The organism is Shewanella rhizosphaerae, from assembly GCF_019457655.1.
Taxonomy (GTDB): Bacteria; Pseudomonadota; Gammaproteobacteria; order Enterobacterales; family Shewanellaceae; genus Shewanella; species Shewanella loihica.
Map to the genome: position 1 here is coordinate 330,405 of NZ_CP080420.1, position 26,717 is coordinate 357,121.

At 55.2% G+C, this 26,717-nt stretch carries 5 protein-coding genes; all 5 read right to left on the minus strand.

All coding sequences use genetic code 11. The features are described 5' to 3' along the window. Positions 1-92 precede the first annotated feature (92 nt). A complete protein-coding gene (locus K0I63_RS01605; RefSeq protein WP_350354955.1) occupies positions 93-13,037 on the minus strand; it encodes a cadherin-like domain-containing protein in 12,945 nt (4,314 codons plus the stop codon). A 240-nt stretch (positions 13,038-13,277) separates the two neighbouring features. Further along, complete coding sequence (locus K0I63_RS01610) at positions 13,278-23,333, minus strand: retention module-containing protein (RefSeq protein ID WP_220082303.1); 10,056 nt, start codon at positions 23,331-23,333, stop codon at positions 13,278-13,280. Positions 23,334-23,623: 290 nt separating this feature from the next. Then, the gene (locus K0I63_RS01615; RefSeq protein ID WP_220082304.1) at positions 23,624-24,790 is read right to left on the minus strand and encodes a heme biosynthesis HemY N-terminal domain-containing protein; all 1,167 of its coding nucleotides are present in this window, start codon (positions 24,788-24,790) and stop codon (positions 23,624-23,626) included. Beyond that, positions 24,787-25,929, minus strand: a complete 1,143-nt coding sequence (locus K0I63_RS01620; RefSeq protein ID WP_220082305.1) for a uroporphyrinogen-III C-methyltransferase — start codon at positions 25,927-25,929, stop codon at positions 24,787-24,789. The genes K0I63_RS01615 and K0I63_RS01620 overlap by 4 nt, the downstream gene beginning before the upstream one ends. A gap of 55 nt (positions 25,930-25,984) precedes the next feature. Further along, positions 25,985-26,716, minus strand: coding sequence for a uroporphyrinogen-III synthase (locus K0I63_RS01625; RefSeq protein WP_220082306.1), 732 nt, complete (start codon positions 26,714-26,716; stop codon positions 25,985-25,987). Position 26,717: the final 1 nt, after the last annotated feature.

The window sequence follows — 26,717 nt, forward strand, 5'->3', positions numbered from 1 at the left end:
GAACAATTATAGAAGTAATACCAAAACATCACCAAAGTAAAAATGACACCAATTAGCCGAAACTAGTTGGTGCCATTTGTTACTGACCTTTATTAAGGTACTAGATGCTGGATCTGACCATCATCGTCTTGGGTTGTCGGTACTGCAAAGCTCGAAGCCGCCTGGTTCACGTTGGCATTATCTACGATCAATGCACCGTTCCCCTCTGAGCCCAATAAACCGTTGATGATTTGACCATCGGTTGTGCCAAGATGGCTCAGGTCGACGCCGTCGAGGACGATCGTCTGATCCACATGACCATCATTATTGGCATCAATCTCGATAGTGGTTGAACCATTATCAACGGTGAAGTGCAGGTAGTCTTCCAAGTTACCGCCATTCTCTCCCTGGAGCAGATCGCTCAGATCCAGTTTGTCCTGGTTGATATCGAAATCGGTAATGTGGTCGGTACCCGTATCACCTTGCTGCCAAACGAAGGTATCGGCTTCGCCATCGGCCTTACCTGTGCCACCGGTTAGAGTGTCATCGCCCAGGCCGCCGATGAGGATATCTTCGCCGGCGCCGCCGATTAGCATGTCGCTGCCGTGACCGCCAAGCAGCATATCATCGCCGCTACCGCCATGAAGCTCATCATCACCGCCTTGACCGAAGAGGATATCATCTCCTTGGTTGCCGGCAAGAATGTCGTCGCCGTCATGGTCGCGTGAGGTGTCGAATAGCGCAGGGTTGGCTGCTACGAACTCGTGAACATCTTGGATTGTAACGGTTGAAGCATCTTCACCCAGTTGCAATGCCACATATTTTTGCAGCGCTGCGTAGCCCTGGCCGTCGATGCCGTCAAACTGTACGAGATCGCCAAAGACGATGTCATTACCTTCACCAGCGTTAACAGTGTCATCACCCTGAAGTAGCATCTCCTTAGAACCTAAGATAATGCTCGCCAGGTCACTCACATTGATATTGGTGGCTACGTTACCATCTGAATCATAAGGGGTAAGCTTGTTTAGACTGATACCGCTGCCTATGCCAATAGCTTCCACGTTAGACAGGGTATTTAGCACTTGGAAGGCAGCCAATGCTTCAGACTCTGCCGTGACGTCTGTACCATTACCATTACTGTATCCAGAGGCGATTTTCGCGACATAGTAGTCGCCATTTTCGTCTACTCTTATGCTACCGGTTTGATAATGCTTCCATGAACCATCGTCTCTGTACCAGTAGTTAATGTTACCGTATTCATCGACAATAACCTTGCCATTGTGTTTAAGCTCTTCGCCAGGAACATACTGATCTAATAGATCTCCCAGTGTTCTGTCCCAGTCATTGCCGTAAGTATTATAAACCCACACATCTTCAGGATCGGCATCAACGTTGTAGTTGTTGGTTTCACCGTCTGTGATGAAGTAGGTGAGGTTGGTTCCTGTGTTCGATGCGGCCGAGCCATGGCTAAACCAATCAATAACTGTCTCAAATGCCGCCTCATAGTTGGTTCTGCCATTGTCGCTGCTGATTTCCTTCAATACGCTCTCTAACTTAGAGATAGCGTCTGAATCGGCTAGATTAACGGCCACATGTGCCTTAGTGCCGCTATTGAAGTCGACAAGTAATACGTTCACTGTACCGGAAGTCGCACCGCCAACGCTGGCCTTTAGAGTATTAAACACCTGAAGTAGCTGGTCTTTAGCCGACTCAATTCGGTTCGAGCCCATACTTCCTGACGAATCCAGGATAAACGCAACATTGTAGTTTTCGCCCTGTACTACCTGTATGCCAGTTGTGTCACTGACGATGACATCATTATCTTCGCCACCATTGATCACGTTGTCGCCATCGGTGCCGTTGTCATAGTGGTAGTTTCTCAGCGAAACATCCAGAGTAGTCTGGCTAGACGCGCTATCAGAGTTGCTTTGTTCAACTGAGCTCGCCTTAATGGCCAAGGTGAATTCCAGATCGCCATTGTAGCTATCGTCCGCCTTGATGCTGAGGTTGCCCAGTTGGTTAACTGCGACTGTCCAGCTGCCATCAGCGTTGAGTGTGCCGGCGGATAGCGAGACGCCACTTGGAACGCCTTGAATGGTTACGTCTGTCAGTGACTCACTACCATCTCTGTCGACGAGTGCCACGTTTATATCCAGGGCGACTTCGCCTTGGACTACGTCACCAGTACTTGCGCTCAGTATAGGTGCATCGGCGACGGCTACGACATTCAGATCGAGAATAGCCGTGTCACCCGTATTGGTGAGATATTCAATCTGTGGCAGCGTGCCACTCCAATGCAGGTTTGGTTCGAACGTAAAGCGACCATCTGCGTGGATACTCAGTTTGCCTTCAGCAAGGTTAATGGTGCTGCCATCTGCCTGATATGTATTTCCTGATAGCTTAAAGCTAACGATAGATAACTCGTCATCAGGATCGATATCATTGGTGAGCAGGTTACCAGATAGGTCATGATCTTCTGTTCCGCGAACACTATCATTTACCGCTTCTGCATAGTCACTGACAGAGACGGTGATAGTGGAAACAGCCTTCTGTCCCAGAGCATCGACGCCGACAATGTTGATGCCGCTAATCACTAGATTCTCGGTCGACACATTATGTGGGAAGGAGGCTAACAGTTCGGCAGTTACGCTAACGCTTCCCTCTTCACCACTTTCGATACGGTCACCATTGAGAGTAAGACGGATAGCCTCTTTACCCATGAAGGTGCCGATGAGCTGTCCTTCATCGTTAAATGACCAGCTAATCTTCGCATTGACGCCAGAAACATGAATGTTATCCGTATCGCCAAACTGGAATGCCGTAATCGACTCACTGCCAGACTTGAAACGCAGCGACTGTGAGTCTGACTCGGTGCCATCTTTGTAAAGATCGGCTTCGCTCAGCATAGATACAGCATTTGAAGTCAGCGCCGTTGGAGCCGTCGTCGTGCTGCCTGGTGCATCCAGATCGACATGGATAGAACCTGTTGAGGTATCACCGTCGCTGTCGGTTACATCGACCACAAAGTCGAGATCTACATCCACGGTTGAGCTGACGATGTTTTCCGCCGAAGTACCAGTAAACTGGAAGTTGGAATGATTATCCAACGAGCTGGTAGAGATCTCGATATAACTGATTTCACCAAGGTTTCCAATGGTCTGCCCGTTGGTTATATCGCCTTCACCTAGCAGATTGCCATCGGCATCATAGGCCTTGAAATGAATATAGGTGGCGCCGTCAAAGCTGACTGAAGCCGAAGCCACATCATTGGCATAGTCAATAATCAGATTTTCGCCTTGATCGACGAAGGCATTCGCCACACCGAATCCGTTGGTGTTGCCGTTTACCGTACTGGAGATATTGCCCACAGTCGATGTTAGCGAGAACACCATAGCGTTATTTGGATCTACGTCATTGATGTCGTTGTCGATGATGTAGTTAGTACCGTCGAAAGTGACGTACACAGCAGGCGTGTTACCGCCCTTACCGCCACTCATGTTGGCAACGGTAACTGTGCTGAGTTCATCGATGGCATGTTTCAGGTCTAGCTGATAGGTACCGCCATTAGGATCGATAGATAGAGTAAAGATCACCGATTGTGCGCTATTGCCCGAATCATAAGCCGAAGGTGTACCACTGGTATCAGAATAGGCAATGAGCATGCTTGGGTTGGCCGGATCTACATAGTAGAACACGGTCAAACCACCCGCCGTAATGCCTGAGTCAGAGAAAGTGCCTGCCCCCGAAATGTTGCCTGAGAGATCGGCGCTAAAGCCTTGATCTGCGCCGTCTACATTTATCACACCATCATAGATACCTGCGGCGTTATCACCGGCAAGGTCTATTGGATTGACCGTGACGCCATCATCGATCACCTTCACTGATACTGTGCCTGTAGCTGTGTCATTGGCGGCATCAGTCGCAACGACTGTAATGCCGTTAATCACAAGTTCATCGACACTGGTTCCATGCGGTAAGTTGTCTAGCAGAGTCACTGAGACGGTAACACTACCTGTTGCGCCTGCGCTGATGTTACTACCCGATAGGCTAAGTTGAAGTACTGCATTGCCATCGATTTTGCCGATCAGGTTACCCGAGCTATCTAGGCTCCAGCTAATGTTTGCATCAAGGCCGCTGACATTGATATCCCCAATGTTGCCAAAAGCAAAACCTGTTACATCGTAAGCACCTGCAGTGAAGCTCAAACCTGCGCTGTCGCTGTCGGTTGCAGTGCCTTGGGTGTTGGCATCATCGACTATAAGGTCAACATTGCTGCCGCCGTCGACACCTGGGGTGACCGTGATAGTCAGGGTCGCCGTCTCACCGGTGTTGGTGGTGTAGGTGACAACCGGTACGCTGCCGTTCCAATCCTGGTTTGGTGTGAAGCTGTAGCTACCATTGCTGTTAACCACCAGTACGCCGCCCGCTAGGATGACGCTGTCACCGGCAGTGAAGCTCTCTTGTGAGCCGTTGCCGTCGGTATCGAGGGTGAAGCTGACCACGCTGGTGTTACCGGCCTCATCGTTGCTCAGCACGTTGCCGCTGGCAACCGTGTCTTCTGCTACGGTGATCGCATCGTTGGCCACATCGGTGTTGTCTGGGGTGACCGTGATGGTCAGGGTCGCCGTCTCACCGGTGTTGGTGGTGTAGGTGACAACCGGTACGCTGCCGTTCCAATCCTGGTTTGGTGTGAAGCTGTAGCTACCATTGCTGTTAACCACCAGTACGCCGCCCGCCAGGGTGACGCTGTCACCGGCAGTGAAGCTCTCTTGTGAGCCGTTGCCGTCGGTGTCGAGGGTGAAGCTGACCACGCTGGTGTTACCGGCCTCATCGTTGCTCAGCACGTTGCCGCTGGCAACCGTGTCTTCTGCTACGGTGATCGCATCGTTGGCCACATCGGTGTTGTCTGGGGTGACCGTGATGGTCAGGGTCGCCGTCTCACCGGTGTTGGTGGTGTAGGTGACAACCGGTACGCTGCCGTTCCAATCCTGGTTTGGTGTGAAGCTGTAGCTACCATTGCTGTTAACCACCAGTACGCCGCCCGCCAGGGTGACGCTGTCACCGGCAGTGAAGCTCTCTTGTGAGCCGTTGCCGTCGGTGTCGAGGGTGAAGCTGACCACGCTGGTGTTACCGGCCTCATCGTTGCTCAGCACGTTGCCGCTGGCAACCGTGTCTTCTGCTACGGTGATCGCATCGTTGGCCACATCGGTGTTGTCTGGGGTGACCGTGATGGTCAGGGTCGCCGTCTCACCGGTGTTGGTGGTGTAGGTGACAACCGGTACGCTGCCGTTCCAATCCTGGTTTGGTGTGAAGCTGTAGCTACCATTGCTGTTAACCACCAGTACGCCGCCCGCCAGGGTGACGCTGTCACCGGCAGTGAAGCTCTCTTGTGAGCCGTTGCCGTCGGTATCGAGGGTGAAGCTGACCACGCTGGTGTTGCCGGCCTCATCGTTGCTCAGCACGTTGCCGCTGGCAACCGTGTCTTCTGCTACGGTGATCGCATCGTTGGCCACATCGGTGTTGTCTGGGGTGACCGTGATAGTCAGGGTCGCCGTCTCACCGGTGTTGGTGGTGTAGGTGACAACCGGTACGCTGCCGTTCCAATCCTGGTTTGGTGTGAAGCTGTAGCTACCATTGCTGTTAACCACCAGTACGCCGCCCGCCAGGGTGACGCTGTCACCGGCAGTGAAGCTCTCTTGTGAGCCGTTGCCGTCGGTATCGAGGGTGAAGCTGACCACGCTGGTGTTACCGGCCTCATCGTTGCTCAGCACGTTGCCGCTGGCAACCGTGTCTTCTGCTACGGTGATCGCATCGTTGGCCACATCGGTGTTGTCTGGGGTGACCGTGATGGTCAGGGTCGCCGTCTCACCGGTGTTGGTGGTGTAGGTGACAACCGGTACGCTGCCGTTCCAATCCTGGTTTGGTGTGAAGCTGTAGCTACCATTGCTGTTAACCACCAGTACGCCGCCCGCCAGGGTGACGCTGTCACCGGCAGTGAAGCTCTCTTGTGAGCCGTTGCCGTCGGTATCGAGGGTGAAGCTGACCACGCTGGTGTTACCGGCCTCATCGTTGCTCAGCACGTTGCCGCTGGCAACCGTGTCTTCTGCTACGGTGATCGCATCGTTGGCCACATCGGTGTTGTCTGGGGTGACCGTGATGGTCAGGGTCGCCGTCTCACCGGTGTTGGTGGTGTAGGTGACAACCGGTACGCTGCCGTTCCAATCCTGGTTTGGTGTGAAGCTGTAGCTACCATTGCTGTTAACCACCAGTACGCCGCCCGCCAGGGTGACGCTGTCACCGGCAGTGAAGCTCTCTTGTGAGCCGTTGCCGTCGGTATCGAGGGTGAAGCTGACCACGCTGGTGTTGCCGGCCTCATCGTTGCTCAGCACGTTGCCGCTGGCAACCGTGTCTTCTGCTACGGTGATCGCATCGTTGGCCACATCGGTGTTGTCTGGGGTGACCGTGATAGTCAGGGTCGCCGTCTCACCGGTGTTGGTGGTGTAGGTGACAACCGGTACGCTGCCGTTCCAATCCTGGTTTGGTGTGAAGCTGTAGCTACCATTGCTGTTAACCACCAGTACGCCGCCCGCCAGGGTGACGCTGTCACCGGCAGTGAAGCTCTCTTGTGAGCCGTTGCCGTCGGTATCGAGGGTGAAGCTGACCACGCTGGTGTTACCGGCCTCATCGTTGCTCAGCACGTTGCCGCTGGCAACCGTGTCTTCTGCCACGGTGATCGCATCGTTGGCCACATCGGTGTTGTCTGGGGTGACCGTGATGGTCAGGGTCGCCGTCTCACCGGTGTTGGTGGTGTAGGTGACAACCGGTACGCTGCCGTTCCAATCCTGGTTTGGTGTGAAGCTGTAGCTACCATTGCTGTTAACCACCAGTACGCCGCCCGCCAGGGTGACGCTGTCACCGGCAGTGAAGCTCTCTTGTGAGCCGTTGCCGTCGGTATCGAGGGTGAAGCTGACCACGCTGGTGTTGCCGGCCTCATCGTTGCTCAGCACGTTGCCGCTGGCAACCGTGTCTTCTGCTACGGTGATCGCATCGTTGGCCACATCGGTGTTGTCTGGGGTGACCGTGATGGTCAGGGTCGCCGTCTCACCGGTGTTGGTGGTGTAGGTGACAACCGGTACGCTGCCGTTCCAATCCTGGTTTGGTGTGAAGCTGTAGCTACCATTGCTGTTAACCACCAGTACGCCGCCCGCCAGGGTGACGCTGTCACCGGCAGTGAAGCTCTCTTGTGAGCCGTTGCCGTCGGTGTCGAGGGTGAAGCTGACCACGCTGGTGTTACCGGCCTCATCGTTGCTCAGCACGTTGCCGCTGGCAACCGTGTCTTCTGCTACGGTGATCGCATCGTTGGCCACATCGGTGTTGTCTGGGGTGACCGTGATGGTCAGGGTCGCCGTCTCACCGGTGTTGGTGGTGTAGGTGACAACCGGTACGCTGCCGTTCCAATCCTGGTTTGGTGTGAAGCTGTAGCTACCATTGCTGTTAACCACCAGTACGCCGCCCGCCAGGGTGACGCTGTCACCGGCAGTGAAGCTCTCTTGTGAGCCGTTGCCGTCGGTATCGAGGGTGAAGCTGACCACGCTGGTGTTACCGGCCTCATCGTTGCTCAGCACGTTGCCGCTGGCAACCGTGTCTTCTGCCACGGTGATCGCATCGTTGGCCACATCGGTGTTGTCTGGGGTGACCGTGATGGTCAGGGTCGCCGTCTCACCGGTGTTGGTGGTGTAGGTGACAACCGGTACGCTGCCGTTCCAATCCTGGTTTGGTGTGAAGCTGTAGCTACCATTGCTGTTAACCACCAGTACGCCGCCCGCCAGGGTGACGCTGTCACCGGCAGTGAAGCTCTCTTGTGAGCCGTTGCCGTCGGTATCGAGGGTGAAGCTGACCACGCTGGTGTTGCCGGCCTCATCGTTGCTCAGCACGTTGCCGCTGGCAACCGTGTCTTCTGCTACGGTGATCGCATCGTTGGCCACATCGGTGTTGTCTGGGGTGACCGTGATAGTCAGGGTCGCCGTCTCACCGGTGTTGGTGGTGTAGGTGACAACCGGTACGCTGCCGTTCCAATCCTGGTTTGGTGTGAAGCTGTAGCTACCATTGCTGTTAACCACCAGTACGCCGCCCGCCAGGGTGACGCTGTCACCGGCAGTGAAGCTCTCTTGTGAGCCGTTGCCGTCGGTGTCGAGGGTGAAGCTGACCACGCTGGTGTTGCCGGCCTCATCGTTGCTCAGCAGGTTGCCGCTGGCAACCGTGTCTTCTGCCACGGTGATCGCATCGTTGGCCACATCGGTGTTGTCTGGGGTGACCGTGATGGTCAGGGTCGCCGTCTCACCGGTGTTGGTGGTGTAGGTGACAACCGGTACGCTGCCGTTCCAATCCTGGTTTGGTGTGAAGCTGTAGCTACCATTGCTGTTAACCACCAGTACACCGCCCGCTAGGGTGACGCTGTCACCGGCAGTGAAGCTCTCTTGTGAGCCGTTGCCGTCGGTGTCGAGGGTGAAGCTGACCACGCTGGTGTTACCGGCCTCATCGTTGCTCAGCACGTTGCCGCTGGCAACCGTGTCTTCTGCTACGGTGATCGCATCGTTGGCCACATCGGTGTTGTCTGGGGTGACCGTGATGGTCAGGGTTGAGGTGTCGGTGCTTGAGCCGTCGGTGAGCACATAGGTGATCACTGGTACCGGACCGTTGTAGTTGGCGGCTGGGGTAAAGCTGTAGCTGCCGTCAGCGTTCAGGGTGAAGCTGCCGACGCCATTGATGTTAACCGCCTGACCCAGGGTGAATGGGCCGGTAACGCCGTCGATGCTGAAGCTCTGCACGCTCAGCTCGCCATCGACGCTGGTGCCATCAATCACATTACCTGTGGTGGCGCCGCTGTCTTCATTGACGTTAATGACTTCGTTGTCATCGGTGAAGTCATCGTTGACCGGATCAACCGTGATGGTCAGGGTTGAGGTGTCGGTGCTTGAGCCGTCGGTGAGCACATAGGTGATCACTGGTACCGGACCGTTGTAGTTGGCGGCCGGGGTAAAGCTGTAGCTGCCGTCAGCATTCAAAGTGAAGCTGCCGACACCATTGATGTTAACCGCCTGACCCAGGGTGAATGGGCCGGTAACGCCGTCGATGCTGAAGCTCTGCACGCTCAGCTCGCCATCGACGCTGGTGCCATCAATCACATTACCTGTGGTGGCGCCGCTGTCTTCATTGACGTTAATGACTTCGTTGTCATCGGTGAAGTCATCGTTGACCGGATCAACCGTGATGGTCAGGGTTGAGGTGTCGGTGCTTGAGCCGTCGGTGAGCACATAGGTGATCACTGGTACTGGACCGTTGTAGTTGGCGGCCGGGGTAAAGCTGTAGCTGCCGTCAGCGTTCAGGGTGAAGCTGCCGACGCCATTGATGTTAACCGCCTGACCCAGGGTGAATGGGCCGGTAACGCCGTCGATGCTGAAGCTCTGCACGCTCAGCTCGCCATCGACGCTGGTGCCATCAATCACATTACCTGTGGTGGCGCCGCTGTCTTCATTGACGTTAATGACTTCGTTGTCATCGGTGAAGTCATCGTTGACCGGGGTGACATTAATGGTCAGAGTCGCACTATCACCAGTATTAGTGGTGTAGGTGACGACAGGTACGCTGCCGTTCCAGTTGTCGTTTGGCGTAAATGTGTAAGAGCCGTCGGCGTTTAGTACCAGGATACCACCTTCGAGCTCCACACTTTCACCAGCGTTGTAGACGGTGTCTTCACCGTCGACAGTGAAAGTGGCTACTGACAGTTCGTTGTCGATATCGCTGTCGTTATCTAATACGTTGCCGGTGGCGACTGTGTCCTCTGCAATCGTGTTGCTGTCGTTGGCCAGTATCGATGGGTCATCTACCGGGGTGACGTTGATGGTTAGCGTCGCACTTTCACCGGTATTGGTGGTGTAGGTGATGACCGGTACGCTGCCGTTCCAGTTGTCGTTTGGCGTAAAGGTGTAAGTGCCGTCGGCGTTGATCACCAGGCTGCCGCCTTCCACTTCAACTGTAGTGCCCGCAGTGACGGTTTGACCGTCGACGCTGAAGCTTACGACTGATAGCTCGCTGTCGATATCGCTGTCGTTATCTAATACGTTGCCGGTGGCGACGGTGTCCTCAGTAACCGTGTTGCTGTCGTTGGCCAGTATCGATGGGTCATCTACTGGGGTGACGTTGATGGTTAGCGTCGCACTTTCACCAGTATTAGTGGTGTAGGTGATGACCGGTACGCTGCCGTTCCAGTTGTCGTTTGGCGTAAAGGTGTAAGAGCCGTCGGCGTTGATCACCAGGCTGCCGCCTTCCACTTCAACTGTTGTACCCGCGGTGACGGTTTGACCGTCGACGCTAAAGCTTACGACTGATAGCTCGCTGTCGATATCGCTGTCGTTGTCTAATACGTTACCGGTAGCGATTGTGTCCTCTGCAACCGTGTTGCTGTCGTTGGCCAGTATCGATGGGTCATCTACAGGGGTGACATTGATGGTTAGCGTCGCACTTTCACCGGTATTGGTGGTGTAGGTGATGACCGGTACGCTGCCGTTCCAGTTGTCGTTTGGCGTAAAGGTGTAAGTGCCGTCGGCGTTGATCACCAGGCTGCCGCCTTCCACTTCAACGGTGGTGCCCGCAGTGACGGTTTGACCGTCGACGCTGAAGCTCACAACTGATAGCTCGCTGTCGATATCGCTGTCGTTATCTAATACGTTGCCGGTGGCGACAGTGTCCTCTGCAACGGTGTTGCTGTCGTTCGCCAGTATAGATGGGTCATCTACCGGAGTGACGTTGATGGTCAGGGTCGCGCTCTCACCAGTATTGGTGGTGTAGGTGATAACAGGTACGCTGCCGTTCCAGTTGTCGTTTGGCGTAAAGGTGTAAGTGCCGTCGGCGTTGATCACCAGGCTGCCGCCTTCCACTTCAACTGTAGTGCCCGCAGTGACGGTTTGACCGTCGACAGTAAAGGTAACGACTGATAGCTCGCTGTCGATATCGCTGTCGTTATCTAATACGTTGCCGGTAGCGATTGTGTCCTCTGCAACCGTGTTGCTGTCGTTGGCCAGTATAGATGGGTCATCTACTGGGGTGACGTTGATGGTCAGGGTCGCGCTCTCACCAGTATTGGTGGTGTAGGTGATAACAGGTACGCTGCCGTTCCAATCTTGGTTTGGCGTAAAGGTGTAAGAGCCATCGGCGTTGATCACCAGGCTGCCGCCTTCCACTTCAACGGTGGTGCCGGCTGTGACGGTTTGACCGTCGACACTGAAGCTGACGACTGATAGCTCGCTGTCGATATCGCTGTCGTTATCTAATACGTTGCCGGTAGCGACGGTGTCCTCAGCAACCGTGTTGCTGTCGTTGGCCAGCACTGATGGGTCATCTACCGGGGTGACGTTAATGGTTAGCGTCGCACTCTCACCTGTATTGGTGGTGTAGGTGACAACCGGTACGCTGCCGTTCCAGTTGTCGTTTGGCGTAAAGGTGTAAGTGCCGTCGGCGTTGATCACCAGGCTGCCGCCTTCCACTTCAACTGTAGTGCCCGCAGTGACGGTTTGACCGTCGACGCTGAAGCTCACAACTGATAGCTCGCTGTCGATATCGCTGTCGTTATCTAATACGTTGCCGGTGGCGACAGTGTCCTCTGCAACCGTGTTGCTGTCGTTCGCCAGTATAGATGGGTCATCTACCGGAGTGACGTTGATGGTCAGGGTCGCGCTCTCACCAGTATTGGTGGTGTAGGTGATAACCGGTACGCTGCCGTTCCAGTTGTCGTTAGGCGTGAAGGTGTAAGAGCCGTCGGCGTTGATCACCAAGCTGCCGCCTTCCACTTCTACTGTGGTACCCGCAGTGACGGTTTGACCGTCGACGCTGAAGCTCACGACTGATAGCTCGCTGTCGATATCGCTGTCGTTATCTAATACGTTGCCGGTGGCGACAGTGTCCTCTGCAACTGTGTTGCTGTCGTTGGCCAGCACTGATGGGTCATCTACTGGGGTGACGTTGATGGTTAGCGTCGCACTCTCACCTGTATTGGTGGTGTAGGTGATGACAGGTACACTGCCGTTCCAGTTGTCGTTTGGTGTAAAGGTGTAGCTGCCGTCGGCGTTTATCACCAGGCTGCCGCCTTCCACTTCGACTGTTGTACCCGCGGTGACGGTTTGACCGTCGACGCTAAAGCTTACGACTGATAGCTCGCTGTCGATATCGCTGTCGTTATCTAATACGTTGCCGGTAGCGACAGTGTCCTCTGCAACGGTGTTGCTGTCGTTCGCCAGTATCGATGGGTCATCTACCGGGGTGACGTTGATGGTTAGCGTCGCGCTCTCACCGGTATTGGTGGTGTAGGTAACAACCGGCACGCTGCCGTTCCAATCTTGGTTTGGCGTAAAGGTGTAAGAGCCGTCGGCGTTGATCACCAGGCTGCCGCCTTCCACTTCGACTGTAGTGCCCGCAGTGACGGTTTGATCGTCGACAGTAAAGGTAACGACTGACAATTCGGTATCGAAATCAACATCATTGTCTAATACATTGCCAGTTGCCACGCCATCTTCTGCGATGGTATTTGTGTCATTAGCGGTAATGGTAGGGGCGTCATCACTGCTAACGGTAAACGCTTGGACGGTTGGCTGTTCGACAGAAAATCCAGATGTAGTATATCCGGCGCCAGCGAGTGTTTGGGCGCCAGTTCTGCTTACCGATATAAAGCCAGAGTCGCCTTCACTGGCGGCAGTGTTGCCGGCTGCGGTTTCTGGTAATTCAGCTGTTGGATCTTCTCCAGAGGCGATGAGCGCTTGAAGTTGTTCTATTTCATTTAATGCATCAGCTTCAGCGGCCGAAGTTTCATTGAGACTTTGGCTTGTAAATGAGGTGCCATCGGCAAACGCTAGTTCTAAATCAGCTTGTTCAGCAATGAGAATAGTGCTTCCTTCGGGAATCATTTCACCGATAGTTACTTCTTTTTGCTCGGTTTCTGTGACTAAAGAAACCTTTCCTTTCACATCTATTACTTGTCCATTTTTGGTTGTAACTAACGATTTCATACCTGCCCCCGCAGAATTAAATGACACAACTTGATTTTTTATGTTGCAACTGTTAGCGCGTTTTTTCGCCAAGTATCGAATGTTATCAATAGTCTGTACAGTGGTCAATTTTTTGACGCGCAAATAATGCTAAAGCTAAGGTATACTCTCAGTTTGTAATGCTTAAGATTGACAAACAAAAAGGCCAAACCACTAATTGTTAGGGCTTGGCCTTACAGGGTGTCGCGATAATGTCAGCTGTTATGGAATTGTATCAATTACCAAGTTTTCGTTACCGAGTAGGTTGTTGATGATCTGAGCATCACTTAAGGTGTTGTTATTGGTTAAGTCAACATTGTTCAATACTATAGTGAGATCCACCACTCCATCATGGTTGGCATCAACAGAGATCTCAGTGTTACCACCACTGAAATTGAACGCTAAGTATTGATCTAAAGCATATACACCACTCTCTTCATCAACCAATATGGCAGACAAATCTAGCTTATCCATACTGATATCGAAGTTGAGCACAGTATCTACGCTGTTGTCATCGGACCCAACATCCCAAACAAAGGTATCTATATCGCTATCTATACCTGCATCTATGGTGTCGCTGCCCGCACCACCAATGAGTATATCGGCGCCTATGCCGCCATCGATAGTGTCGTTTCCTAGGCCTCCTAAGATGATGTCATTACCACTTCCGCCTTCGATCAGATCGTCACCAGAGCCACCGATGAGTTGATCGTCGCCTTCCAATCCGAATATGGAGTCGTTACCTTCTCGACCATAAATTTCGTCATCAAGGTTTGCCCCAGTTAATGAGTCTCCTTCTGTAGTACCGAAAATAAGGTTATCGACATTATCAGTTCCTGTGACCGTTACTGCGGTATCAGGGAGCAATTCATGGGTAAAGGTTGCCTGAACAAAGCGTGCCTGATAAGAGCCACCATCATTATCCAAGTAAGTAATGGTCCAAATATCACCTGGATCGACAGGATTGGCACCGAGATAATCGGCCAGGGTGATGCTATTGTCAGATTCCATTAGAATGTTTGTATAAGAGATATGAGCACTCATCAAACCGGAGTTAGCGTCATAGAACCAATCTGTTACGCCATTCGCTGCTGCTATCACAATAAAGGTGATACCGTTAATGGTCAGTCTTACAGATACTTCTTCCTCCCTTTCAATGCCAGTCTGTCCACCAATCTCGCCGTTAGGAATTGGGATGTCGAAAGGTGATTTTTGGAAATCGGTAAATAGATCTAATGCACCGCTGCTTGGATCTAAGTTTATGGCGCTGGCAAATGCACTGCTGACAGTCAGATAAGCATCTTGGTCATTACCTGACGTCAATGGTGATGAGCCATCACCGATTAGTACGGTATTTCCGCCCAGGCTATTTGCTGGAACCGTATGTATGACAAAGTTGCCATCGACGCTATCGGAACCTGAGTTGACCGTGAAGGTTAGGTTGATATCCAGTTGATCTTCAATACCTGCATTATCTCCTGGGACATACACCAGGCTACCTAGCTCTGAAGCAGAAAGCACGACTGGATTATCGAAGTCATACAGGGTTAATACGCCCGTATCGTCATCGACGTACCAGATCTCACCTATGTCGGCTGTTTCGTCGGGATCAACGAAGGATAGACTTAATCCAGTAATTGTAATGACATCGTTATAGTCCTGATCCGTTGGCACATCGATACCAAGCGGATAACCATCTAGATAAGGTATGGCTATTTCTGCAAGTGAGGCGGGTACCCAGATCTCTTTAGCAAACTCACCCTCAATCGGATCATTATTACCATTAATGGTGATAGTGACCGTTTGGGTATCGTAAGCCCCATGCTTGTCCGTCACTGTGACATCGAAGCTAAGAGTAATGGTTTCATTGGCCGCTAGGAACTGCACGAGTGAGTTGAGAATTGAGTAATCCCAATGATCTTGATAAACGCTAAATCCGTCGATGAGCGCTTGAATTTGATCGGCGCTCAGGACGTCTGTTATATCGCCTCCACTCCACATTAAGCTGTTAGCGACATAACTAGCAGACAGATCGTGGCCTACATATTCTGGTAAATACTCATCGTCTACATCTGTAAAACTTAACGTTCCTGTATCGGTCAACATTGGGTCTGAGTCATCTTCGGTGACCAAGCCACTTGTCTTATCAATCGTAAGCACCGGAATATCGTTGGTACCGGTAACGGTGACCGTGACCAGCTGGGTGCTGTAGGCACCGTGCTCGTCGGTGACGGTGACCAGGAAGGTCTCCTCATGGGTCTCGCCTTGGGCGAGGGCATTGACCAGGGCGTTATCGGCCAGGGTGTAGCTCCACTCCCCGGTGCTGGCGTTGATGCTGAAGGTACCGTAATCGCTGACCTGAGGCACACCGCTCCAGGTCCAGCTGGCGCCGTTATCCACATCTGCTGCGGTTAAGGTGCCGCCGGTGACTAGGCTGCCTGGCTCAGGCACGTTACCACCATCCATGACGCCGGCTTCCAGTACGCTACCGGTGGCGGCTTCAATGTTTGAGGTGATGACCGGAATATCATTGGTACCGGTAACGGTGACCGTGACCAGCTGGGTGCTGTAGGCACCGTGCTCGTCGGTGACGGTGACCAGGAAGGTCTCCTCATGGGTCTCGCCTTGGGCGAGGGCATCGACCAGGGCGTTATCGGCTAGGGTGTAGCTCCACTCCCCGGTGCTGGCGTTGATGCTAAAGGTACCGTAGTCGCTGACCTGAGGCACACCGCTCCAGGTCCAGCTGGCGCCGTTGTCCACATCTGCTGCGGTTAAGGTACCGCCGGTGACTAGGCTGCCAGGCTCGGGCACGTTACCACCATCCATGACGCCGGCTTCCAGTACGCTACCGGTGGCGGCTTCAATGTTCGAGGTGATGACCGGAATATCGTTGGTACCGGTAACGGTGACCGTGACCAGCTGGGTGCTGTAGGCACCGTGCTCGTCGGTGACGGTGACCAGGAAGGTCTCCTCATGGGTCTCGCCTTGGGCGAGGGCATCGACCAGGGCGTTATCGGCCAGGGTGTAGCTCCACTCCCCGGTGCTGGCGTTGATGCTAAAGGTACCGTAGTCGCTGACCTGAGGCACACCGCTCCAGGTCCAGCTGGCGCCGTTGTCCACATCTGCTGCGGTTAAGGTACCGCCGGTGACTAGGCTGCCAGGCTCAGGCACGTTACCACCATCCATGACGCCGGCTTCCAGTACGCTACCGGTGGCGGCTTCAATGTTCGAGGTGATGACCGGAATATCGTTGGTACCGGTAACGGTGACCGTGACCAGCTGGGTGCTGTAGGCACCGTGCTCGTCGGTGACGGTGACCAGGAAGGTCTCCTCATGGGTCTCGCCTTGGGCGAGGGCATCGACCAGGGCGTTATCGGCCAGGGTGTAGCTCCACTCCCCGGTGCTGGCGTTGATGCTAAAGGTACCGTAGTCGCTGACCTGAGGCACACCGCTCCAGGTCCAGCTGGCGCCGTTATCCACATCTGCTGCGGTTAAGGTACCGCCGGTGACTAGGCTGCCAGGCTCGGGCACGTTACCACCATCCATGACGCCGGCTTCCAGTACGCTACCGGTGGCGGCTTCAATGTTCGAGGTGATGACCGGAATATCGTTGGTACCGGTAACGGTGACCGTGACCAGCTGGGTGCTGTAGGCACCGTGCTCGTCGGTGACGGTGACCAGGAAGGTCTCCTCATGGGTCTCGCCTTGGGCGAGGGCATCGACCAGGGCGTTATCGGCCAGGGTGTAGCTCCACTCCCCGGTGCTGGCGTTGATGCTAAAGGTACCGTAGTCGCTGACCTGAGGCACACCGCTCCAGGTCCAGCTGGCGCCGTTGTCCACATCTGCTGCGGTTAAGGTACCGCCGGTGACTAGGCTGCCAGGCTCAGGCACGTTACCACCATCCATGACGCCGGCTTCCAGTACGCTACCGGTGGCGGCTTCAATGTTCGAGGTGATGACCGGAATATCGTTGGTACCGGTAACGGTGACCGTGACCAGCTGGGTGCTGTAGGCACCGTGCTCGTCGGTGACGGTGACCAGGAAGGTCTCCTCATGGGTCTCGCCTTGGGCGAGGGCATCGACCAGGGCGTTATCGGCCAGGGTGTAGCTCCACTCCCCGGTGCTGGCGTTGATGCTAAAGGTACCGTAGTCGCTGACCTGAGGCACACCGCTCCAGGTCCAGCTGGCGCCGTTGTCCACATCTGCTGCGGTTAAGGTACCGCCGGTGACTAGGCTGCCAGGCTCAGGCACGTTACCACCATCCATGACGCCGGCTTCCAGTACGCTACCGGTGGCGGCTTCAATGTTCGAGGTGATGACCGGAATATCGTTGGTACCGGTAACGGTGACCGTGACCAGCTGGGTGCTGTAGGCACCGTGCTCGTCGGTGACGGTGACCAGGAAGGTCTCCTCATGGGTCTCGCCTTGGGCGAGGGCATCGACCAGGGCGTTATCGGCCAGGGTGTAGCTCCACTCCCCGGTGCTGGCGTTGATGCTAAAGGTACCGTAGTCGCTGACCTGAGGCACACCGCTCCAGGTCCAGCTGGCGCCGTTATCCACATCTGCTGCGGTTAAGGTACCGCCGGTGACTAGGCTGCCAGGCTCGGGCACGTTACCACCATCCATGACGCCGGCTTCCAGTACGCTACCGGTGGCGGCTTCAATGTTCGAGGTGATGACCGGAATATCGTTGGTACCGGTAACGGTGACCGTGACCAGCTGGGTGCTGTAGGCACCGTGCTCGTCGGTGACGGTGACCAGGAAGGTCTCCTCATGGGTCTCGCCTTGGGCGAGGGCATCGACCAGGGCGTTATCGGCCAGGGTGTAGCTCCACTCCCCGGTGCTGGCGTTGATGCTAAAGGTACCGTAGTCGCTGACCTGAGGCACACCGCTCCAGGTCCAGCTGGCGCCGTTGTCCACATCTGCTGCGGTTAAGGTACCGCCGGTGACTAGGCTGCCAGGCTCAGGCACGTTACCACCATCCATGACGCCGGCTTCCAGTACGCTACCGGTGGCGGCTTCAATGTTCGAGGTGATGACCGGAATATCGTTGGTACCGGTAACGGTGACCGTGACCAGCTGGGTGCTGTAGGCACCGTGCTCGTCGGTGACGGTGACCAGGAAGGTCTCCTCATGGGTCTCGCCTTGGGCGAGGGCATCGACCAGGGCGTTATCGGCCAGGGTGTAGCTCCACTCCCCGGTGCTGGCGTTGATGCTAAAGGTACCGTAGTCGCTGACCTGAGGCACACCGCTCCAGGTCCAGCTGGCGCCGTTGTCCACATCTGCTGCGGTTAAGGTACCGCCGGTGACTAGGCTGCCAGGCTCAGGCACGTTACCACCATCCATGACGCCGGCTTCCAGTACGCTACCGGTGGCGGCTTCAATGTTCGAGGTGATGACCGGAATATCGTTGGTACCGGTAACGGTGACCGTGACCAGCTGGGTGCTGTAGGCACCGTGCTCGTCGGTGACGGTGACCAGGAAGGTCTCCTCATGGGTCTCGCCTTGGGCGAGGGCATCGACCAGGGCGTTATCGGCCAGGGTGTAGCTCCACTCCCCGGTGCTGGCGTTGATGCTAAAGGTACCGTAGTCGCTGACCTGAGGCACACCGCTCCAGGTCCAGCTGGCGCCGTTGTCCACATCTGCTGCGGTTAAGGTACCGCCGGTGACTAGGCTGCCAGGCTCGGGCACGTTACCACCATCCATGACGCCGGCTTCCAGTACGCTACCGGTGGCGGCTTCAATGTTCGAGGTGATGACCGGAATATCGTTGGTACCGGTAACGGTGACCGTGACCAGCTGGGTGCTGTAGGCACCGTGCTCGTCGGTGACGGTGACCAGGAAGGTCTCCTCATGGGTCTCGCCTTGGGCGAGGGCATCGACCAGGGCGTTATCGGCCAGGGTGTAGCTCCACTCCCCGGTGCTGGCGTTGATGCTAAAGGTACCGTAGTCGCTGACCTGAGGCACACCGCTCCAGGTCCAGCTGGCGCCGTTGTCCACATCTGCTGCGGTTAAGGTACCGCCGGTGACTAGGCTGCCAGGCTCAGGCACGTTACCACCATCCATGACGCCGGCTTCCAGTACGCTACCGGTGGCGGCTTCAATGTTTGAGGTGATGACCGGAATATCATTGGTACCGGTAACGGTGACCGTGACCAGCTGGGTGCTGTAGGCACCGTGCTCGTCGGTGACGGTGACCAGGAAGGTCTCCTCATGGGTCTCGCCTTGGGCGAGGGCATCGACCAGGGCGTTATCGGCTAGGGTGTAGCTCCACTCCCCGGTGCTGGCGTTGATGCTAAAGGTACCGTAGTCGCTGACCTGAGGCACACCGCTCCAGGTCCAGCTGGCGCCGTTGTCCACATCTGCTGCGGTTAAGGTACCGCCGGTGACTAGGCTGCCAGGCTCGGGCACGTTACCACCATCCATGACGCCGGCTTCCAGTACGCTACCGGTGGCGGCTTCAATGTTCGAGGTGATGACCGGAATATCGTTGGTACCGGTAACGGTGACCGTGACCAGCTGGGTGCTGTAGGCACCGTGCTCGTCGGTGACGGTGACCAGGAAGGTCTCCTCATGGGTCTCGCCTTGGGCGAGGGCATCGACCAGGGCGTTATCGGCCAGGGTGTAGCTCCACTCCCCGGTGCTGGCGTTGATGCTAAAGGTACCGTAGTCGCTGACCTGAGGCACACCGCTCCAGGTCCAGCTGGCGCCGTTGTCCACATCTGCTGCGGTTAAGGTACCGCCGGTGACTAGGCTGCCAGGCTCAGGCACGTTACCACCATCCATGACGCCGGCTTCCAGTACGCTACCGGTGGCGGCTTCAATGTTCGAGGTGATGACCGGAATATCGTTGGTACCGGTAACGGTGACCGTGACCAGCTGGGTGCTGTAGGCACCGTGCTCGTCGGTGACGGTGACCAGGAAGGTCTCCTCATGGGTCTCGCCTTGGGCGAGGGCATCGACCAGGGCGTTATCGGCCAGGGTGTAGCTCCACTCCCCGGTGCTGGCGTTGATGCTAAAGGTACCGTAGTCGCTGACCTGAGGCACACCGCTCCAGGTCCAGCTGGCGCCGTTATCCACATCTGCTGCGGTTAAGGTACCGCCGGTGACTAGGCTGCCAGGCTCGGGCACGTTACCACCATCCATGACGCCGGCTTCCAGTACGCTACCGGTGGCGGCTTCAATGTTCGAGGTGATGACCGGAATATCGTTGGTACCGGTAACGGTGACCGTGACCAGCTGGGTGCTGTAGGCACCGTGCTCGTCGGTGACGGTGACCAGGAAGGTCTCCTCATGGGTCTCGCCTTGGGCGAGGGCATCGACCAGGGCGTTATCGGCCAGGGTGTAGCTCCACTCCCCGGTGCTGGCGTTGATGCTAAAGGTACCGTAGTCGCTGACCTGAGGCACACCGCTCCAGGTCCAGCTGGCGCCGTTGTCCACATCTGCTGCGGTTAAGGTACCGCCGGTGACTAGGCTGCCAGGCTCAGGCACGTTACCACCATCCATGACGCCGGCTTCCAGTACGCTACCGGTGGCGGCTTCAATGTTCGAGGTGATGACCGGAATATCGTTGGTACCGGTAACGGTGACCGTGACCAGCTGGGTGCTGTAGGCACCGTGCTCGTCGGTGACGGTGACCAGGAAGGTCTCCTCATGGGTCTCGCCTTGGGCGAGGGCATCGACCAGGGCGTTATCGGCCAGGGTGTAGCTCCACTCCCCGGTGCTGGCGTTGATGCTAAAGGTACCGTAGTCGCTGACCTGAGGCACACCGCTCCAGGTCCAGCTGGCGCCGTTGTCCACATCTGCTGCGGTTAAGGTACCGCCGGTGACTAGGCTGCCAGGCTCAGGCACGTTACCACCATCCATGACGCCGGCTTCCAGTACGCTACCGGTGGCGGCTTCAATGTTCGAGGTGATGACCGGAATATCGTTGGTACCGGTAACGGTGACCGTGACCAGCTGGGTGCTGTAGGCACCGTGCTCGTCGGTGACGGTGACCAGGAAGGTCTCCTCATGGGTCTCGCCTTGGGCGAGGGCATCGACCAGGGCGTTATCGGCCAGGGTGTAGCTCCACTCCCCGGTGCTGGCGTTGATGCTAAAGGTACCGTAGTCGCTGACCTGAGGCACACCGCTCCAGGTCCAGCTGGCGCCGTTATCCACATCTGCTGCGGTTAAGGTACCGCCGGTGACTAGGCTGCCAGGCTCGGGCACGTTACCACCATCCATGACGCCGGCTTCCAGTACGCTACCGGTGGCGGCTTCAATGTTCGAGGTGATGACCGGAATATCGTTGGTACCGGTAACGGTGACCGTGACCAGCTGGGTGCTGTAGGCACCGTGCTCGTCGGTGACGGTGACCAGGAAGGTCTCCTCATGGGTCTCGCCTTGGGCGAGGGCATCGACCAGGGCGTTATCGGCCAGGGTGTAGCTCCACTCCCCGGTGCTGGCGTTGATGCTAAAGGTACCGTAGTCGCTGACCTGAGGCACACCGCTCCAGGTCCAGCTGGCGCCGTTGTCCACATCTGCTGCGGTTAAGGTACCGCCGGTGACTAGGCTGCCAGGCTCAGGCACGTTACCACCATCCATGACGCCGGCTTCCAGTACGCTACCGGTGGCGGCTTCAATGTTCGAGGTGATGACCGGAATATCGTTGGTACCGGTAACGGTGACCGTGACCAGCTGGGTGCTGTAGGCACCGTGCTCGTCGGTGACGGTGACCAGGAAGGTCTCCTCATGGGTCTCGCCTTGGGCGAGGGCATCGACCAGGGCGTTATCGGCCAGGGTGTAGCTCCACTCCCCGGTGCTGGCGTTGATGCTAAAGGTACCGTAGTCGCTGACCTGAGGCACACCGCTCCAGGTCCAGCTGGCGCCGTTATCCACATCTGCTGCGGTTAAGGTACCGCCGGTGACTAGGCTGCCAGGCTCGGGCACGTTACCACCATCCATGACGCCGGCTTCCAGTACGCTACCGGTGGCGGCTTCAATGTTCGAGGTGATGATGGGAGTGTCATTAGTACCTGTAATGGTAATGGTTAGCGGGACGAGTACCGAGTCGCCATCGCTATCGGTTAGCAGGTAGTTAAAGGTTTCGGTTATCTGCTGGCCTAGTGCGAGTGATTGTACTGCGCTGGCTCCATTGTTGAGTTGATAGCTATAGCTACCATCGGCAAACAGGGTGAGTACTCCGAACTGACCTTGGATGCTATTGGTTTCACCAAGGCTAATTGAGGTGCCTTGGCTGTTAGTGACAGCGGTAACCTCTGCTGAGTCTGCACCTTGTATGTCGTTGCCGAGTACGTTGCCTGTTGCCACTATAGCCGTATCTTCGGTGACGGCGTTGCTGTCGGCGAACCCTTCTGGCTGATCGTCGATAATATTGACGGTAATGGTACCTGTGGCGATATCGCCTTGATTATCGACCAATTCTATATTGAACAGGAACTGCAGCTGGTCGCCAGCGCTGTGATCGGCTGAGCTATTGAAAGCGTAGTCGTAGGTAAATTGTCCCGACGCGCTGTCAAAGCCGGTGATGGTGAGGACACCATTGGGCGTGTTGATTACTATGGGGCCAGCAAATTGGCCGCCACTAATGATATTGATGCCATTGATAGTCAGGCTGCTAATACCCGCATCTGCAGCTGTTTGAATGCTGTTGGCAAAATTGGTGAGTAGTGCAGAAGGTGAACTACCCTGGGCCAGGTTGGCCTCAAATAGCGAGAAGGTCGCAGAGGAGACAGTGGGCGCACTGGGTTGAAGCTCGGGAATGATCACCTCTTCAACCGTGGTATCGGGTGTCAGTGGGAAGCCTGCTGTGTCCCAGCCGGCATCGGCGAGGGTTTCATCACCGGTTCTGCCGACGGAGACGAAGTAAGCGTCGCCCTGGTTGGTCGGCGTGCCTGCACCGGCGGCGGTTTCAGGCAGTCCTTGGGTCGGATCTTCACCGGCCAATATCTGCGCCTGCAGCGCGGCGATTTCGGGATCTAGGGCTACTGGCGTGTCGGTTTGCGGCGCGGCGTCGCTCTGTTGTCCCTGACTGGTGTCCTGGCTCACCGTTGTATCTTGATTAAGCGTGTCTTGCATCAAGTTGGCTTGGGTCGTTGATGAGCCATCTTCATATTCAAGATTAAACTTAGCATTGGGTGAAAATATAAGTTGCTCCCCGGCATGGATCAGGTCGCCTATTTTTACCTCTCTGATATTTCCTTGTTCATCTTTAACCTTGAGTTCGCCTACAAGGTTAACAACTACTGCATCCTGTGTTGTGATTGAAGCACCCATAATCATGTCTCGCTCTACAAAGAGTAAAATCAAGAGCAAAAGAGTTCTGTTTTGCGCTTGCTATTGGTATATCCACGTGGTTTAGCTCTTTAAGTGTGGTTGGCATTGGATAGCTGTCAAATAGCGGTAATTAAGGGAAAAATAGGGTGAAATAGTGTGTTTTTATAAAAATACAACTAATTAATTGTTTTAATGCGGGTTATATGTAAGGAAGCTGGTTGGGTGCATTTTTATAAATAAAAAACCACCAGTAAAGGTGGTTTCTTAGTTGAAAACAGTATAAAAAAGCGTCAAAAAATTGCCGCTTTTCGGTAATTCTGCAGTGCCTGGTTCTGTTCACCCAGGTGTTCGCAGGCCTCGGCAAGCGCCAGCCAGCGCTGTTTGGTGGGGGATTGCTGGCAGACTTTAGCCCACCATTTTTGAGACTCTCTGAACTCCTTGCTTTGATCGTACAGCGCGGCGATACAGGCCTGGTATTCGGTTTGCTCGCCGAGTTTCTTTTCAAGTTCAAAAAGTTGCTTTCTCGCGTCGAGATCCGCTGGGGTCAGCACCTGGGGCAGGGCGTCGAAGATCGCCTGTGTGGGCTGCTGTTTCGCCTGTTTCATCAACAGCTTTATCGCCTCATCTCTACGCTCGAATTTGGCGAGGCCCAGGGCATATTGTGCAATAAACTCGGTTTGCTTACGTTCTGCGCGGGAAAGCCAGTGCCAGGCTTTTTCTAATGCCTGTTCGTTCTGCCCCGCAGCTTGCTTGAGCAGCTCCAGGTTAACCTCGGCGTTAAGTTCTTGATGCTCGGTTTCGTCTATGATGCCGCGCTTCTTAACGATGGGAAGTAGCAGCTTGAGGGCCGACCAATCTTGCTGAGCGCGATAGAGATCGAGTGCCAAACCCAATACTGGTGGCTTGCTCTTGCTGGTCGGGTTGAGCTCGTCCAGCAGGGCGCGCGCCCGGGTGAGTTCGCCTTGTTGAAGCAGGTATCTTACTCGAGTCGTGAGTACAGCCTTGTAGGCCGCAGGATCTTTGGCCGCCTCGTTGAGGTAATGATCGCGGGCGTCATGGTCGTTTCTGTGTTGGGCGGCGCGGGCGGCGGCTAGCAGGTTCAACGCCGGGATCTCGCCCTTATCGGCGCCACGGGCCATCGCCTTTTCGGCGGTCGACCAATCTTCTTCGGCCAGGGCTAAGGCGCCTGTGAGTGTGTGTTTTCTGGCTGCCTTACGACGCCACTTTTCCGGTAACAGACGGCTGTTTAGGATTAGGTTCACGCTCCAGACGACCAGCATTTCCAGTAAGACCAAGCCCACGTAAAACATGACGGCGGCAAAAATGGCAAATACCAGACTGGTTTCAAGTTCATAGTCGCCGATGGCAATATAGATATAGCCTTTTAGCCAGGAGAGATAGGGGCTGGCAATTAGGCCTATGATGACGATTACCAGGTAGATCAAGGCTCTTATCATAGCGATGTCTCCCGATCCTTAATCAGGCTGCCGTTGTTCACTAGCTGCTGTAGCAGCGGCGTAGCGGCAAATTGCTCTATGGTGGGCGACTGAATTTCCAGGGTGGCCAGTGCATCCAGTGCGGCCAGGGTCTGCTCGGTCTTGTTATCGTCGAGATCGAAATACTGGAAGATCCATTTTCTGGCCAGGGTCACCGACTGACGGTAGTTCACTTGATCTTGACGGAACAGCGCCAGTTGCGCCTGCAGGAGCTTGTTGCGAATGTTTTCAACAAGATACCACTGTTGATCGGGCGCCAGTAGCGGTGCTGGGTCTGTGGTGCGTTTGCGTATGATGACGAACTCTTCGATGAGTGCCTGCCAAGATTTGGCCAGATTACTCTGCCAGTCATCGATAGATTCGGTGACCTGCAGCGAGTCGTCTTTGGCGTTGATCTTGGACTCGCTGCGATTGACCTTGAGTTTAGGCAGACGCTCTATGATGGTGTCCAGGCTGAGCACAGTGCCGGCGACGTCGGTACTCTTGATGGCGGCGACATCGTTCATGTCTCGCGCCAAGGCCTTACGGATCGGCGTAAGCGACGGATCTTTCATGGTTTCGATGCGATCGTCCGCGGCCTCCAGCAGGCTAAGCGCCGTCTGGGGATCTTTCTCTAGCCACAGCTTATTACCCGCCATTCTGACCAGGTATTTGGCTTCCTCGGCCATCCAATGGTTGGGGTTGCGCTGTGCCAACTTGTTAACCTGATCCTGCACCTCACCCTGTTTGGCTTGTAGCTGGGCAAGTTTTTGATCGAATTGATTTTCTGTCGCGCGTTGCTGCTGCTCTAGGTGGGTAATGCGGGTGCGCGGATCGTCCAGCCCCTGTTGCAGCTGTTTAGCCAGTGCGGCCGTCTTTTCTTTCTGCTGGGTCAGCTCCTGATACAGGTAGAAGCCGCCGGTTGCCGTGGCAAACAGGAGTAATAGGATAAATACCAGATTAAAGAGAAATCCCCATGAAACCCCGCCGCCAGACTGAGCGGGCTTGGTCTCCTGGGATGCCGTCGATTTGGCCTGTGGCGTGTCGGTAAAGGTCGCATCGATAGACTCATCGTGCTCTGTGGTGGCGACCGCTTTACTCTCTTGGGTATTTTTGTCCATTTAGGCAGATCCTTGAAGACGAGGGCGACATCGGCGAGCAGCTTTGTAAGAAGGCTTAATCCTGTAAACCTAAGGCTGTGAGTACTGCGTCGCGGTTTGCTGCTTTTGCATTGGTGACCCGTGTAAAACCTGCCGCAATGGCTTGGTCATAGACACGTGCGCTGGGCACTATAATATGACATGCGTGCAGCCAAGCAAATAATTCTTTAGGTACAAGTGTAATTAGATTGGCCAGAATTTCACCACTGGTAATCACTATGGTGTCAATTGCTTGCTCTCGCCATTCATAGGGAATGTGGGGATCTAGCTGAGGGCAGGCGCGGCGATAGACCTCCCAGTAGTCGACTTTGGCGCCTCTATCTGCCAGTTCGCTGGCCAGGGCTTCCCGGCCGCCTACTCCCCGGACTATGGTGATCTGTTGTCCTGTGATGGCTTGTAGCTGAGCTAAGGTAAGCAGGCCTTCGGTTTGCTGGCAAGACTCGGGGGCCTCAAAGGCCACAATGCCTTTGTCCTTAAGGGCGCAATAGGTTGCCTGACCGACCGCAAAATATTGCTTATCCTTAGGCCAAGCTGACGCCAGGGCAATATCGGCATATTCTACCGCATTGGTGCTGATAAAGATGATGATATCAGACTGATAAAAAAGCTTTTTCTTGTGATCATTGTCGGCTGCTTGGTTTTCGACGACCGCTAGCAGAGGCGCTATGGTGAAAGGCACGTCACGTTGTGACAGTGCCTCGGCCATAGACTGATTGCGCCCATCAGGGCGCGTCAGGAGTAGCTTCATT